We start from the raw sequence: 15,223 nt of genomic DNA on the forward strand, positions 1-15,223 counted from the left end.
GTTTTTTGATCGCAAAACGATTCCAAAACTCAGGTTGATTTAGTTCGGAGGCCCCAATGCTTCAGGTCCTTTCCAGCGCGTGGGCGCTATTGCTCGGTATGGGGCTGCTTATGGTCGGCAACGGCCTGCAGGGTACCCTTTTGGGCGTGCGCGGAGACATTGAAGGGTTCTCGACGCTAGAGATGTCGTTTGTGATGTCCGCCTACTTTGTTGGCTTTCTGGGGGGGTCGCGCCTGGCCCCCGAGATGATACGACGGGTAGGCCATGTGCGTGTATTCGCCGCTTTGGCCTCGTTCATTTCCGCCGTCATGATTATGTACCCCATGCTCACAGACCCGATTGCATGGTCGCTGGGCCGCGTCGTGATCGGGTTCTGTTTTTCAGGAGTGTATGTCACAGCAGAGAGTTGGCTGAACAACGCGGCGAGCAACGAAAATCGTGGTCAGGCCCTGTCACTATACATGATCGTGCAGATGACGGGCGTTGTTACCGCGCAGGCGCTGTTGCTTGTGGGTGATCCAGCAGGCTATGAAACCTTTGTAATTGCATCCATTCTTGTGTCTGTATCGTTCGCGCCCATCTTGCTCTCGATCTCACCAACGCCCGCCTTTGATACAACCAAACCAATGACACTGCGCAAGCTTATGGAAACGTCGCCGCTGGGTTGCGTTGGCATGTTCCTGCTGGGTGGCGTGTTTTCGGCCCAGTTCGGGATGAGCGCTGTTTACGGAGCACAGGCAGGGCTGTCGCTGATCGAGATTTCGTCATTTGTGGCGGCTTTCTACATTGGCGCTGTTTTACTGCAATTTCCCCTGGGATGGGTATCAGACAGGGTTGATCGACGTATTTTGATCCTTCTGGTGTCAGCGGTTGGAGGGGGCGGCGCATTGATTGGCATGATGTTCGGCACCACTTTCACAACCTTGTTGTCTGCGGCTTTTATCATCGGCGGCATGACAAGCCCGCTGTATTCACTGCTGGTTGCCTACACAAACGACTATCTAGAATATGATGATATGTCGGCGGCCTCTGGTGGGTTGGTCTTTATCAACGGTCTTGGTGCGATTGCCGGGCCAGTGATCACAGGGTGGTTGATGGGTAGTGGAGTTGTCGGACCACCGGGATTTTTCCTGTTTATTGCTACCTTAATGTTTGCGATGGCGGTTTATGCGCTCTATCGGATGACACAGCGTGCCTACGTGCCTGTTGATGAAACCGGAGCCATCGCCCCGATCTACCCAACCTCGTCACCGATCGCGATGGAGGTTGCTCAAGAGGTTGTCATCGAAGCTGCGCAGGAAGAGCAGGACGCGCAGGATACCGCCTAGGACACGAAAATATGTCGTAAGTGTTGCAATATGTTACTGTAACACTTCTGTAAAACCGACTTAAATGACGTTACGTCCCTGGGGAGGGCAAAAGACGGAGTTTAAGGCAATGGTTGGGCCTGAAGACGTATTGAGTTTTTGGTTAGACAAGGTTGGTCCCGAAGGGTGGTATCTGCAGGATGACGCGTTAGACGCTGAAATCCGTGACCGTTTCCAAGAGTCCTGGAAGGCAGCGAGTGAGGGCAAGTTTTCGCTCTGGCTGACCTATCCAAGCGGGGCATTGGCATACATCGTTTTGATGGATCAATTCCCTCGGAACATGTTCCGCGGAGAGGCGAGGGCCTTTGCATCAGATCGCGCAGCACTCGCAGCCGCGAAATGTGCGGTCGACAGAGGCTGGGACCTTAAGATTGATGAACCGGCGCGGCAGTTTTTCTATCTGCCGATGATGCATTCTGAGAATTTGTGTGATCAGGAACGCTGCGTGCGCCTGATGTGCCAGAATCTGAGCAGTGACGATCCGAGCAATCTTTTGCACGCCCGGGCGCATCGTGAAGTGATCCGCAAGTTCGGCCGCTTCCCGTATCGCAATGAAGCCCTGTCTCGGCCAACAACCGAGCCAGAGGCGGCCTATGTGAATATGGGCGGCTACGGTTCGACGGTTCGTGAATTGCAAGCTGCGGGTTAAGTCTCCGGCACACATCCTCGAATGTCTTTGACCCGGTCGGCCACTGCGTCGGCCGACAGGTCTATGGCCTGTTCGATCAGCATCTCAGGAGACTCTGCCATTTCCGCGAACCGGGCTTGGGTGGATTGAAGTTTATATTCCACTGCGTTCAGTTTATCCAGAGCCTCCGCGATACGCGCCGCGGTTGCGCTGTCGAGAGTGCCTCCGTCAACAGGAATCGCGGCCAAATCACTCCGCAGGGCAGCCAACTCACCGCGAATTCCTTGGGCTTCTTCCCTCAGCGGGGTGACGATCTTCAGGTTCTCAGAGAAACTTGTGGTGATGTTGTCCACTGAAGATGCCAGTTTCCATCCCAGGAACAAGCATAATGCAATCAGTACAAGCGTGGCGTTCAGCAGGGCGAGCACTAAATCTTTGAGCGTCTTGGCCATGGTAAGCCTTTCGAATGACTTGTGAAAAGGAACGTCCAAGGGGCATTTGTTCTTCTTTTCTAGCCTTTGTAACGTCCCGGGTATAGGCTGAAAGCAGCACAACCTGAACATGCCGATCTTGCGTCGCATATGTCGCGCAGGCACCGTGTTGATGCGTCGCGGAATTTAGTTTAATGGTAAACTAAATTTGAACCGACCTGCGCCGAGAGGGACATATGGCTGCACAATCTTTTGATCTGATCGTAATCGGCGCTGGTCCTGGGGGCTATGTGGCTGCAATCCGCGCCGCTCAGCTGGGTCTGAAAGTGGCCGTGGTCGAGCGCGAGCATTTGGGCGGAATCTGCCTGAACTGGGGATGCATTCCGACCAAGGCGCTTTTGCGCTCGTCCGAAGTGTTCCACCTGATGGAGCGCGCCAAGGATTTCGGCTTGAAGGCGGACAAGGTCGGCTACGATCTGGACGCCGTCGTAAAGCGGTCGCGCGGCGTCGCCGGGCAGCTTTCCGGTGGTATCGGTCACTTGCTGAAGAAAAATAAAGTGACCGTAGTGATGGGAGAGGCAACGATCCCGGCCAAGGGCAAAGTCAGCGTCAAAACTGACAAAGGCACTGAGGAGTTGACTGCCAAGAACATCGTTCTGGCCACCGGTGCGCGGGCACGAGAATTGCCGGGGCTTGAGGCCGATGGCGATCTGGTCTGGACCTATAAGCACGCACTTCAGCCGCCTCGGATGCCTAAGAAGCTGTTGGTGATCGGTTCGGGCGCTATCGGTATCGAGTTTGCCAGCTTCTACAATACGCTTGGCTCCGATACGACGGTCGTCGAAGTCATGGACCGCGTGCTGCCGGTCGAAGATGCCGAAATCAGCGGACTGGCCAAAAAAGCCTTCACCAAGCAAGGCATGACCATCATGGAAAAGGCGATGGTCAAGCAGCTTGATCGCGCCAAGGGCAAAGTGACCGCGCATATCGAGGTGAAAGGTAAGGTTGAGAAACACGACTTTGACACCGTGATTTCTGCAGTTGGGATTGTCGGTAACGTCGAAGGCCTCGGACTCGAAGCTTTGGGCGTCAAGATTGATCGCACGCATGTGGTGACAGATGAATTCTGCCGCACGGGCGTCGAGGGTCTCTATGCTATCGGCGACATCGCCGGGGCGCCTTGGTTGGCGCACAAAGCCAGCCATGAAGGCGTTATGGTCGCAGACCTGATCGCCGGGAAACACGCGCATCCGGTGAAACCTGAAGGCATTGCCGGCTGCACCTATTGCCAGCCCCAAGTGGCATCTGTGGGCTACAGCGAAGCAAAAGCCAAGGAGCTTGGCTATGACATCAAGGTCGGTCGCTTCCCGTTCATCGGCAACGGCAAGGCCATTGCTTTGGGCGAACCCGAAGGTCTGATCAAGACCGTTTTCGACGCAAAAACCGGAGAGCTTCTTGGAGCCCACATGATTGGTGCCGAGGTGACCGAGTTGATTCAGGGGTATGTTGTCGGGCGTCAGCTGGAGACGACGGAAGAGGACCTGATGAATACAGTCTTCCCGCATCCGACATTGTCAGAAATGATGCATGAAAGCGTTCTGGATGCCTATGGCCGCGTGATCCACATGTAAATCTGCTTAAGCGCAATCAAAAAAAGGCACCGTCAGTCTGGCGGTGCCTTTTTTAGTTTATTTGGTCAACGCATCCAGAATACGCGCCCATGAGCGGATGCCCTTGTGAAAGCTTTTGACATCGTATTTCTCGTTCGGCGAATGGATGGCGTCATCATCATTGGCATATCCAACGAGCATGGAATCAAGCCCAAGCTCTGTGTTGAAGTAACCAACCACAGGAATTGATCCGCCCATACCGGTGAATACAGCCTCGCGGTTCCATTCGTCCGACAACGCGCCGCGCGCGGCTTCGAATTCAGGACGGTCCAGGTTCATGACCGAGGCAGGCGCACCTTCCAGATCGTTGTCCCAGATGACTTTGGCATCTGCGGACAAGCGGTCCTCGACATGTTTGCGAATTTTATCGCGCAGCGCGTCGGGATCCATGTCGCCAACCAGGCGGCACGTTATTTTACAATGAGCCTCTGACGGGATGACGGTTTTTGATCCGGCGCCGTTATAACCGCCCCACAGACCGTTCACCTCAAGGGTCGGGCGTGCCCATTGTTGCTCCAGGGTTGAATACTTCTTTTCACCATGGGGTTGGCTGTACCCGACCGAGTTCAGATACTCGGCCTCATCAAATCCGCAGCTCTGCCATTGGCGCAGCTGCTCGTCAGACACCTCATGAACACCTTCATAGAAGCCTTGTACCGCGACGCGCCCGGTTTCGTCGTCGTAGAAAGAGGCGACAATTTTCGAAAGTTCGCGCAACGGGTTCAGGCCGGGACCACCGTAGTGACCGGAATGCAAATCGATCCGGGGGCCGACAATGGTGAATTCATCCTTCAGCATCCCGCGCAGTTGGGACGCAATCGACGGCACGCCGCGCGACACCATCGACGTGTCGCAGACCAGCGCCAGATCCGCCTTCAACTCTGCCGCGTTTTCGCGAAGGAACGGCACCAGGGACGGGGACCCTGATTCTTCTTCCCCTTCGAAGAAAAAGGTGATGCGACAGGGCAGGGACCCATGCACCGCTTTCCAAGCTCGGCAGGCTTCGACAAATGTCATCAGCTGCCCTTTGTCATCTGACGAACCTCGCCCCCGAATGACCGGGCCATAGTCTGAATCTTCGATGGCCGGGTCAAATGGTTCACGATTCCAAAGCTCCAAAGGGTCCACCGGCTGCACGTCGTAATGGCCATAAAACAGGACATGCGGCCCGTCGCTGCCCTCGCCAACATGTCCGACAACCATCGGGTGGCCGGGTGTTTCCCGTTTCTCGGCCGAAATGCCGATGCTTTGCAGGTCGGCAACCAGCCAGTCTGCGGCCTGACTGACCTGTTCGTTGAAGGCAGGATCGGTTGAGATGGACGGAATGCGCAGCAGCTCCATCAGGCGATCGATCGAAGTTTGCAGATCTGCATCGATCTGGTTCAGCACGGCGTCTAGCGACATGGGTGGCTCCTGCTTTTGGGTGTTTTCAGGCGCGAACCTATCAGCGCTATCGCCGCCGTCCAGTGCGGTTAAGGCGGAAATTGGTTTAGTATCGGAAACCTGCCGATCCCGGATAGTTTGCCTGCGTCGTTTCCTCGCGTCTGATGGACGTAACTTTACTTGTCGGAGCAAGCGCAAACTTATATTTGATGCAAATCAAAGTTGGGTTCACTGGTTCGGCTGTAGGCAGTTAGGTCAGAGGAACGCAAAAACCGCGAAAACAGTGTATACTGTGCGTTGTGGTGGAATACATTGTCCGGGGTCGGAATGATCGCCAGGCATTCAAGGAGGGTCCGTTGGACTATACTGCTCAGCTCGATTCAGCGATTGCCAGGCTGCATGACGAAGGACGCTACCGGACCTTCATCGACATCGAACGTCGTAACGGACATTTTCCGCACGCGGTGCGCACGCGCCCTGATGGGTCACATCAGAACATCACCGTCTGGTGCGGCAATGATTATCTCGGCATGGGTCAACACCCAGTTGTTCTGGATGCTATGCATGACGCTGTTGATGCGGCCGGGGCAGGATCCGGCGGCACGCGCAATATCTCGGGAACCACTGTCTATCACAAACGCCTCGAGGCAGAACTGGCCGACCTTCACGGGAAAGAGGCATCGCTGCTGTTCACCAGCGCCTATATTGCCAATGATGCCACGCTCAGCACGCTGCCGAAACTGTTTCCCGGCCTGATCATTTATTCCGACGCGTTGAACCATGCCTCGATGATCGAAGGCGTGCGCCGCAATGGCGGGGACAAGCGTATCTTCCGTCATAATGATGTCGCTCATCTGCGTGAGCTGCTTGAGGCTGACGATCCCGCTACGCCCAAGCTGATCGCGTTTGAATCTGTCTACTCGATGGATGGCGATTTCGGTCCGATCGAAGAAATTTGCGATCTGGCCGATGAATTCGGCGCGCTGACTTACATCGATGAAGTGCACGCCGTTGGCATGTACGGTCCGCGCGGCGGTGGCGTGACCGAGCGTGACCGGCTGGCCCACCGTATCGACATCATCAACGGGACACTGGCCAAAGCGTATGGCGTCATGGGTGGCTATATCGCGGCAAGCGCTAAGATGTGTGACGCTGTGCGCTCTTATGCGCCGGGCTTCATCTTTACGACATCCTTGCCACCCGCTGTCGCAGCGGGGGCAGCGGCTTCGGTCGCATATCTGAAACATGCGCCCGAGCTGCGCGCGCAGCATCAGACACAGGCCAGTATCCTCAAGCTGCGTTTAAAAGGGCTGGGCATGCCGCTGATCGATCACGGCAGCCACATCGTACCGGTGATCGTTGGCAACCCGGTGCACACAAAGAAGCTCAGCGACATGCTGCTGGATGATCATGGCATCTATGTGCAGCCAATCAATTTCCCAACTGTCCCACGCGGAACCGAGCGTCTGCGCTTTACCCCGTCTCCGGTGCATGGACCCGACGAAATGAACCGTCTGGTGCACGCGATGGACGAACTTTGGTCACATTGTGCGCTAAATCGCGCCGAACTTGCCGGATAACCTAACGCCAAAGTGTGCAACTAGTTTGTCGCGTGTTAAGATTACGCTAACAAAAGTAGCGGACGAATCGTTATGGGGACGATTCGCTGCGAGCGCGACACACGCGGCGGGCAGAATGGGGCAGTAGGAATGATTGGGCGCAGATCACAGCGCGATTCCGAAGAAGACATGGAAGTCAGGCCAAAGGGCTATGACGACTATGAGGTGCGGCTTGGCGATACGATGCGCGGCGAACGCGCGACGATGGGTAAGTCTCTTCTGGATGTACAACGCGAACTGCGGATAAAAGCCAACTACATCGCCGCCATTGAAAATGCCGATCCCGACGCATTTGACACACCCGGCTTCATCGCCGGGTATGTGCGTTCTTATGCGCGCTATCTGGGAATGAACCCGGACGAGACATTTTCTTCCTTCTGTCAGGAAAGCGGGTTTGAAGTCGCTCACGGGATGTCTGCAGAGGCGTCGGTCGTGCGCAAGCCCACCGGCGATTTGCCTTCGCGCGGGCCGATGGGGCGCGATCCGTTCATCTCACCCAACACGCCGTACATTCCGGGCAAAGAATCTTTGGTGAGCCAGATCGAACCGCGTGCTGTTGGTTCCTCACTGGTCTTGCTCGCATTGATTGGCGGCATCGGCTATGGCGGCTGGGCTGTTTTGAACAAGATCCAGCAAGTCCAGGTGAGCCCTGTTGAACAGGCCCCTGTGGTTCTGTCCGATCTTGATCCGCTGGACGCAGCGCGCAACAACCGCAATGTTGATGAAACTACGTTGGCGTCAAACTCCGAAGCGCTGGATCGTCTTTACCGTCCTCAGGCGCTTGACGTGCCGGTGTTGGTGGCGCGTGATGCTCCGATCTCAACGCTCGATCCACGGGACGTGGGCACCTTCCGCCCGCCTGAGCTGCCACAGATTCAAGTCGCTGAGATACACACAGTCGAAAGACCTTCGCTGCCACAAGTTGTCGAGCAGGTTGATACGACCCTGAAAATCGTGGCCGTCGATCCTTCTTGGATGCGTGTAACCGCAGCCGATGGCAGCGTGATCTTTGAGGGTACGCTAGGTACAGTCGAACAAGGCAGCACCTTCGAGGTGCCGTTGACCGAGGAACCGCCTCAACTTCGCGCCGGTGCATCAGGCTCAGTCTATTTTTCGATGAATGGTGAACACTACGGACCTGCTGGCGCGCCGGGCACGGTTGCCAAAGGTGTCGTCCTGTCAAAGGATGCGGTCTCGGAAGTCTATAGCGTTGCCGATCTGAACTCTGAACAGAACAGCGCGCTCAAGCAATTGGTGGCCGAACTGCAGACCGAGGCGACAGAACAACCCGCCGAGTGATCTAGCCATTGCGGAGACCTGGTTGCCGAACTATCTAAAGACGCAACCTAGGCAGACGCGGATCCGTCCATATGTCCCTCAATCATATACGTCCCTGGCGCGATATCTATCGCCGTAAATCCCGTCAGATCATGGTTGGCAACGTGCCGGTCGGGGGGGATGCCCCCATCGCGGTGCAAACCATGACCAATACGTTGACCACCGACGTTGCAGCGACGGTTGCGCAGGTTCAGGCCGCCGCCGAAGCGGGCGCGGATATCGTGCGGATTTCAGTTCCGGATGAGGCATCTTCGAAGGCGTTGAAAGAAATCGTGCGTGAAAGCCCGGTTCCGATCGTGGCGGACATTCACTTTCACTATAAGCGCGGCATCGAAGCGGCCGAAGCCGGTGCTGCCTGTCTGCGGATCAATCCCGGGAATATCGGGGATGAAACTCGGGTCAAGGAAGTCATCAAGGCAGCGCGTGACCACAATTGTTCGATCCGGATTGGCGTGAATGCAGGCAGTCTGGAAAAGCATCTGCTTGAGAAGTACGGCGAGCCGTGCCCCGAGGCGATGGTCGAAAGTGGGCTGGAACATATCCGCATCCTGCAAGACAATGATTTCCATGAGTTCAAGATCAGCGTAAAGGCCAGCGATGTCTTCCTGTCGGCGGCCGCCTATCAGGGTATTGCCGAGGCGACTGACGCGCCAATCCACCTGGGCATCACCGAGGCGGGCGGGCTGGTCTCTGGCACCATCAAATCCGCCATCGGTTTGGGAAACCTTCTGTGGATGGGGATCGGCGATACGATCCGCGTCAGCCTGTCGGCTGATCCGGTGGAAGAGATCAAGGTCGGGTTCGAAATCCTGAAGTCACTTGGCCTGCGGCATCGCGGCGTCAACATCATCTCATGCCCGTCTTGCGCGCGGCAGGGGTTTGACGTGATCAAAACGGTCGAGGCGTTGGAACACCGCCTGGAGCACATCAAGACGCCGATGTCGCTGTCGATTATCGGCTGCGTCGTGAACGGTCCGGGTGAAGCGTTGATGACTGATGTCGGTTTTACGGGCGGCGGGGCTGGGTCTGGCATGGTCTATCTGGCCGGCAAGGCCAGCCACAAGATGTCGAACGATCAGATGATCGACCACATCGTCGAAGAGGTCGAGAAAAAAGCGGCCGCGCTTGACGCTATTCAGGAAGCGGCAGAGTAGCTTAGTTCCTTCATATTGTGTTGAATGTCAGCGCTGAGTGGACGGTGCAGGAGAGAGCAATCGGCTTTCATTGACCGTCAATGATGTCCGGGCTGTATGCGAGAATGCCAAAGGTTCTTTACCAGCCAATTCGGGAAAAAGTTCAAAGATTTCGTCGCGGGCGCTTTGACACAACGCTCCAAGACTTTGATCTGCCGGAAACAGGCTTTCTGTCGGCACGCCATCCGAATAGATGATCTCATGTGTGTCGAACAGGATGTGGTAGTAGTCTACATATCCGCCGCGTTCGAAGAAAATGGATCTGTCATTGACCAGGGCTTTCGCGGGAACCAAAACCTCGTCCTCGCCGAACAGCAATTCAGCCCGCCAGCCAGAGATCAACAGCCTGTGCTGCGGCGATAGTTTAAGAACGCGGGTGTTGCCAACTGCGCCCTTGTCGAAAACGACCGGGGCGAGTTCGCCAGCTGCAAACCTTCTGGCAGAACCGATCCAACGAATGGGTTGTAGGCCGTTATCTTTGGTGACGATCTGAGCGTCGACCGCCAGATCTTCGACCGCAACCTCGCCATCCGCAGTTTGTATCTTTGTCCCGGCTACAAAGCAGACAACCACTTCGGACGGAACGTTTACAATTCCAGAAGCAGTGTAGGTGGTTCCGGTGACAATCGGCGTACCGCCGGGATACTGAACAAGATGTGTCGAGATGAAGTTGGATCCACCGCCTATCACCATGCCCAAAGCATCCGGACCGCCGGTTCCGTCGATCTGCTGCTGCCAACCAAAGGCAAGGGTTTGTCCAACCCAACCTGCGGGCAAAGTGCCTGTTACGCCCGTGATTACCGGAAGCGCGGCCGTTTCTGTATCGGGGTTGTTGTCACCAATGCCAAATGAGTCATCGTCCGAAAACGTGATCGTGCCAACAACGCCCAAGGACGTAAAAGTTCCCCAAGCCGTACCGGTTACACCGATAACATCGATACTGAACGTGGGCATCCGACCCCCCTGACAAACTAAACGCGCAACAAATCTCTCGGTTAGGTATCATGTGAAACGTTCTTAAAAAGGGTGAAAAAGTGCAATTAAGTTGCAATTCTCAAGTTTTTCGCGCGTCTTGCATCACCAAGACGAGCCTTAGTGTTCACTGAATTTCTGATCATATTGTGGCAGATCTGCGTTCTTTGGAACGCAGGGCGGGGAAAAGCCCGTACATTCTTCTATACGAATGGCATCTGCTGCGTGGCGCAGTGAATGCCCCCGCCGAGCTCTCCCAACACGTCGACATTCAAGGACACGATCTCTCGCCCCGGATAATGTCGCGCCAGTGTTTCACTCGCGATGGAATCTGTTTCCGGATCACCAAACTGCGCCATAACAACCGCACCATTGCAGACATAATAATTCGCGTAGGAGGCGACAAATTCGGGGTCGTTGGTGCGTACAGAATGCGGTTCCGGGATGACCTCAACTTGCAGGCCGTTGGCCACCAAACGATCATATGTCTCCAGTGCGGCGACGTGGAACGGATCAGACATGTCAGGATCGTCGGGCAGGTTTATCAAAACACGCCTTGGACCTGTGAACCTTGCAAGACTGTCGATGTGATAGTCTGTGATGTCTTCACCGTACACGCCCTCTGACCAGATCATGTGGCGCGCGCCGTATGCGGCAAGCAACCGCTCTTCGATTTCGTCCCGGGACAGGCCAGGATTGCGGTTGTCATTCAACCACGAGCTTTCGTGCGCCATAAGCAGGCCATGACCGTCTTGTTCAACGCCTCCTGCCTCGCCCTTCAGACCGGTTGCCAGCAAGGGCAGACTTAGGCGTTCCGCTACTCGTCCGGCGACACGGGCGTCGTTTGTGTGCACCTGCTTTTGACCCCACCCGTTGAACTGAACATGGCTGACGGCCAATTCCTTTTTGCCGTTGATCGCGAAAATCGGCCCGGAATCCCGGCACCAAAGGTCCTCGGTGGGTATGTCCCAAAGCTGGACTTTGGCCGATAGTTTACGGCGAGCCCCAGCGTGACGTTCGGCCGCCGCCAACATAATCACGGGCTCAAAATCTGAGATCGCATTGGCGATATCTGCGATGGTTTGCTGGACCATCTCCAAAAAGACCGGATCCCGATAAACCTTACGGCTAACCGGCCACTGCATGAATGTCCGCTGATGCGGGGCCTCTTCTGGAGGAACGACAAAGCCTGTATCAGTCTGGCCATATGATTTGCCGGGTAAACTCATCAATCCCACCGCTCCTCCGCCGAGAACGAAATCCCGCCGGTTTATCACAGACCGCCGCGCCATCAGATCATTTGTTCCCGTTTAGCCCCGATCAGCGCGCACGCCTTCGGCGATTTGCAGCATCTGATCCGCCGACAGATACCCGCGCAACATTTCAGTGCCCAAAACAAAGGACGGGGTTCCTGAAATCTGCATGCGCTGCGCCAGCGCGCGGGTCTGCGAGATTTCATCGGTGACCTGATCGCTGTCCATCGCCGCGATGATCGCATCGCTGTCCAGTCCAAGGCCATCTGATATCCGGCGCAGAGTTACTTCGGAGGGGTCGCCGCTAAACTCCAACAAGGCATCATGGACTTGCTTATAGGCGTCGTCACCCGCGACGTGCTTGGTGGCCACGGCAAAGCGTGAAGACAGCACCGATGCATCGCCCAGGATCGGGAATTCCTTGATCACCAGGCGAATATTGCCGTCTTCAGACAGCAGGCTGGCCACTTCGGGCACGGCACGACGGCAATAGCCACACCGGTAGTCCATGAATTCGACCAGAGTGATATCGCCCTCGGGGTTGCCGCCAACCCAGCTATAACCATCATTGAACAGCTCATCCACATTGGCCGCGACAAGTTCCTTATCCGTCTCGGCCTCGGCAGCGGCGTTGCGCTGTTCAAGGATATTGATCGCCTCGATGATGACGTCTGGGTTTTCCAGCAGATATTCTCGGACCTGCGCGCCGAACTCGGCCTTTTCGGTCTCGGTCATCGCGTTCAAATCCAACGCCTGTGCTGGGCTGGTGAGCAGGGAAAGCCCCAGAAGGGCGGGTGCAGCATGTCTGAGGATCATTTCCGTTTCCTTTTCGATTTCTTTGCGCGTTCTGAGGCAATCAACACATCCTGCGCCCTTTGCCAACCCGGAGACCCTTCGGGCAATTGCCCAACGGCCCGTCTTGCATGGATACCTGCATCGGCCAAGCGGCCTTGCAGAGCATACCGTTCGGCGGTGACAGCTGACGCCATCCCGTTGTTGCCAACCTGCGCATATGCCGCGCCCAAATCCCGCATCAACCGGGCATTCCGATAGTCACGTGCACGCGCCTTTTCAAGGACTTGCAGGGCTTTCTTCGTCTGGCCCTGACCCAGCAACGCACGGCCATACCCGGCCAGAATCAACGCGTTGTTCGGAGCCATTTCAACGGCCTGACCATAAGCTGTGATTGCGTCCTGAAACTGCCGGTTTTCCAGCAGAATTTGCCCCTTCAACTCGTAATAGAACGGATCATCCGGGCGAATGGCCAGCGCCGCATCAATTGCCGCGCGGGCGCGGGCAAGATCGCGATTCTGGTGATGGGCCGAGGCTTCGCGCATCAGGCGGATATCACGGTCGGTTTCTTCCTTGGCACGGCGTAGGGTCCATGTCGGCGATCTTAGGAACGCCGACAACTTGCCCTTAACGCGAGCAAACCAATAGTCGGCATTGGCATTTGGCTCTGCCTTGTCCCCAAATTCGTCCAAAAACGTCTCGGCCGCGCGCAGGCGTTCGCGGCTGGTGGGGTGGGACCGCATATATGGGTCTTGATTGGCGGTGCTCAGCAATTCCTGACCGGCGAATTTGCGGTGCAGTTTGACCATGCCACTGGGCGAGATACCTGCCCATCGCAAATAGCTGGCTGCGCTGCGATCGGCCGAGGATTCTTCAGCCCGCGTATGACCCAAAAAACTGCGCAGGGCAGAGGCAGATGTTCCGGCGGCGATGCCGGCTGCGGCCTCTCCGCCGCCCGCAGCTGCAGCGATTATGGCCAGCGCGGTGCCGAGACCTGCATTTCGCTGCGCGGCACGCAAGTTTTCAGCGCGGCGCGCCAGGTGGCCATTGGCGATATGGGCGGCCTCATGCGCGATGACGGCTTGCAGCATTTCGGGGCTGTCCACGGTCAGAATCAGGCCATAGTTCAAGTAGATGGCGTTGTAGTCGATGACAAAGGCATTGAACGTGTTGTCATTGACCACAAAAATTCGAACGCGGTTGGTATTCAGCCCGGCGGCGCGCAGGACCGGAAAGGCCAGTTCGCGCAGCCCATGTTCGATATCCGGATCCCGGATCAGGCTTTGCGCGTTGCTGGATGCCGCGGCTGTCAGCCAAACGGCAACCGCCAGCATCAGGGCCGGGATTGACGCCAGACGGGATACGCGTTCAAAAGCCATGGTTGCAACATGGGAGATGGGCATGAGAAACTCAACCCGATCCGGGGTCGATCCCTTCATCGTGATGGATGTGATGGAGGCCGCACGCAAGGCGGAAGAAGCCGGGCGTCACGTCATCCACATGGAGGTCGGCCAGCCCGGAACCGGAGCGCCAAAAGAGGCGGTAAAAGCCCTTGCCCAAGCCATGGAACAGGGCCCGCTGGGCTATACAGTGGCGTTGGGTCTGCCTGCGTTGCGGAAGCGGATCGCGCGACTTTACGGAGAGTGGTATAATGTCGACCTGAACCCAGAACGTGTGGTGATTACACCCGGGTCTTCCGGTGGGTTTCTGCTGGCCTTCACAGCACTTTTTGACAGCGGCGATCGTGTTGGCATCGGTGCACCCGGCTATCCATCTTACCGGCAGATTCTGAAAGCTCTGGGACTGGTTCCGGTCGACCTGCCCACAGCTCCGGAAAACCGTTTGCAGCCGGTGCCCGCAGATTTCGCAGGAATAGATCTGCAAGGTCTGATGGTCGCATCCCCCGCGAACCCGACCGGCACCATGCTGGATCACGCTGCGATGCACGCACTGATCGGTGCGGCTCAGGAGCAGGGAGCCTCGTTCATCAGTGACGAGATTTATCACGGTCTGGAATATGAGGCCAAAGCCGTCACTGCGCTTGAACTGACCAACGAATGCTATGTGATCAACTCATTCTCCAAATACTTCTCGATGACCGGGTGGCGTGTGGGTTGGATGGTGGTGCCTGAAGATCAGGTGCGGGTGGTGGAGCGTATTGCCCAGAACATGTTCATCTGTGCGCCGCACGCCAGTCAGGTGGCTGCACTGGCCGCAATGGATTGTGAGGACGAGTTGCAGGCCAATCTGGATGTCTATCGGCAGAACCGCGCACTTATGCTGGACGGGCTTCCCAAAGCAGGCTTCACCAATATCGCACCGCCAGATGGGGCGTTTTATGTCTATGCCGATGTCTCGGACCTGACCAATGACAGCCGGGCCTTCGCGTCAGAGATTCTGGAAAAGGCCGGTGTTGCCGTGACGCCGGGGTTGGACTTCGACCCGCAGCGGGGCCATACCACCCTGCGGTTTTCCTATGCGCGCGCCACGGCTGACATTCAGGACGGGTTGGACAGGTTGCGTTGCTTCATGTTCGAAAAGGGCGCGATCACCGAACAGGTCTGAAGCGTTCACAAA

General features: G+C 56.5%; 13 protein-coding genes. 7 read left to right on the forward strand and 6 right to left on the reverse strand.

Annotated features, from left to right (window positions below; all coding sequences use genetic code 11):
• Positions 1-56: 56 nt before the first annotated feature.
• Together Q1B21_RS06470 and Q1B21_RS06475 are read left to right on the forward strand one after the other, a co-directional pair.
• Positions 57-1,328, forward strand: coding sequence for an MFS transporter (locus Q1B21_RS06470; RefSeq protein WP_298936039.1), 1,272 nt, complete (start codon positions 57-59; stop codon positions 1,326-1,328).
• Positions 1,329-1,437: 109 nt separating this feature from the next.
• A complete protein-coding gene (locus Q1B21_RS06475; RefSeq protein WP_298936038.1) occupies positions 1,438-2,016 on the forward strand; it encodes a DUF924 family protein in 579 nt (192 codons plus the stop codon).
• On the opposite strand, the gene Q1B21_RS06480 is transcribed toward Q1B21_RS06475, so the two are convergent.
• Positions 2,013-2,447 carry a hypothetical protein gene (locus Q1B21_RS06480; RefSeq protein WP_299887314.1) on the reverse strand — a complete coding sequence of 145 codons (435 nt, stop codon included), beginning with the start codon at positions 2,445-2,447 and terminating at the stop codon, positions 2,013-2,015. The genes Q1B21_RS06475 and Q1B21_RS06480 overlap by 4 nt on opposite strands.
• A 215-nt stretch (positions 2,448-2,662) precedes the next feature.
• Here Q1B21_RS06480 and lpdA point away from each other — a divergent pair, with 215 nt between their 5' ends.
• Positions 2,663-4,057 (forward strand): dihydrolipoyl dehydrogenase, encoded by a 1,395-nt coding sequence (lpdA, locus tag Q1B21_RS06485; RefSeq protein WP_299887317.1) that lies wholly within the window; start codon positions 2,663-2,665, stop codon positions 4,055-4,057.
• 57 nt (positions 4,058-4,114) lie between these two features.
• On the opposite strand, the gene Q1B21_RS06490 is transcribed toward lpdA, so the two are convergent.
• Complete coding sequence (locus Q1B21_RS06490; RefSeq protein ID WP_299887320.1) at positions 4,115-5,500, reverse strand: M20/M25/M40 family metallo-hydrolase; 1,386 nt, start codon at positions 5,498-5,500, stop codon at positions 4,115-4,117.
• 335 nt (positions 5,501-5,835) lie between these two features.
• Between Q1B21_RS06490 and hemA the strand changes: the two genes are divergently transcribed.
• The 3 genes from hemA to ispG all read left to right on the forward strand — a co-directional run bounded on the left by hemA (position 5,836) and on the right by ispG (position 9,590).
• The gene (gene hemA / locus Q1B21_RS06495; protein ID WP_299076028.1) at positions 5,836-7,059 is read left to right on the forward strand and encodes a 5-aminolevulinate synthase; all 1,224 of its coding nucleotides are present in this window, start codon (positions 5,836-5,838) and stop codon (positions 7,057-7,059) included.
• Between the two features lie 129 nt (positions 7,060-7,188).
• Positions 7,189-8,397 carry a helix-turn-helix domain-containing protein gene (locus Q1B21_RS06500; protein ID WP_299887583.1) on the forward strand — a complete coding sequence of 403 codons (1,209 nt, stop codon included), beginning with the start codon at positions 7,189-7,191 and terminating at the stop codon, positions 8,395-8,397.
• A 71-nt stretch (positions 8,398-8,468) separates the two neighbouring features.
• Complete coding sequence (gene ispG, locus Q1B21_RS06505) at positions 8,469-9,590, forward strand: flavodoxin-dependent (E)-4-hydroxy-3-methylbut-2-enyl-diphosphate synthase (RefSeq protein WP_298936032.1); 1,122 nt, start codon at positions 8,469-8,471, stop codon at positions 9,588-9,590.
• Between the two features lie 27 nt (positions 9,591-9,617).
• Here ispG and Q1B21_RS06510 read toward each other — a convergent pair whose 3' ends face one another.
• The 4 genes from Q1B21_RS06510 to Q1B21_RS06525 form a co-directional block, all read right to left on the reverse strand.
• Positions 9,618-10,583 (reverse strand): Hint domain-containing protein, encoded by a 966-nt coding sequence (locus Q1B21_RS06510; RefSeq protein WP_299887324.1) that lies wholly within the window; start codon positions 10,581-10,583, stop codon positions 9,618-9,620.
• 221 nt (positions 10,584-10,804) lie between these two features.
• Entirely contained in the window at positions 10,805-11,830 is a 1,026-nt protein-coding gene (locus Q1B21_RS06515; RefSeq protein ID WP_299887327.1) for an agmatine/peptidylarginine deiminase, read from the reverse strand.
• A gap of 81 nt (positions 11,831-11,911) precedes the next feature.
• Positions 11,912-12,670 carry a DsbA family protein gene (locus Q1B21_RS06520; RefSeq protein ID WP_299887330.1) on the reverse strand — a complete coding sequence of 253 codons (759 nt, stop codon included), beginning with the start codon at positions 12,668-12,670 and terminating at the stop codon, positions 11,912-11,914.
• A complete protein-coding gene (locus tag Q1B21_RS06525) occupies positions 12,667-14,049 on the reverse strand; it encodes a M48 family metalloprotease (RefSeq protein WP_299887333.1) in 1,383 nt (460 codons plus the stop codon). Before Q1B21_RS06525 ends, Q1B21_RS06520 begins: the two co-directional genes overlap by 4 nt.
• On the opposite strand from Q1B21_RS06525, the gene Q1B21_RS06530 reads away from it, so the two are divergent.
• Entirely contained in the window at positions 14,048-15,211 is a 1,164-nt protein-coding gene (locus Q1B21_RS06530; RefSeq protein WP_299887336.1) for an aminotransferase class I/II-fold pyridoxal phosphate-dependent enzyme, read from the forward strand. The genes Q1B21_RS06525 and Q1B21_RS06530 overlap by 2 nt on opposite strands.
• The last annotated feature ends 12 nt before the right edge of the window (positions 15,212-15,223 follow it).

Source organism: uncultured Ruegeria sp. (assembly GCF_947504215.1).
Taxonomy (GTDB): domain Bacteria; phylum Pseudomonadota; class Alphaproteobacteria; order Rhodobacterales; family Rhodobacteraceae; genus Ruegeria.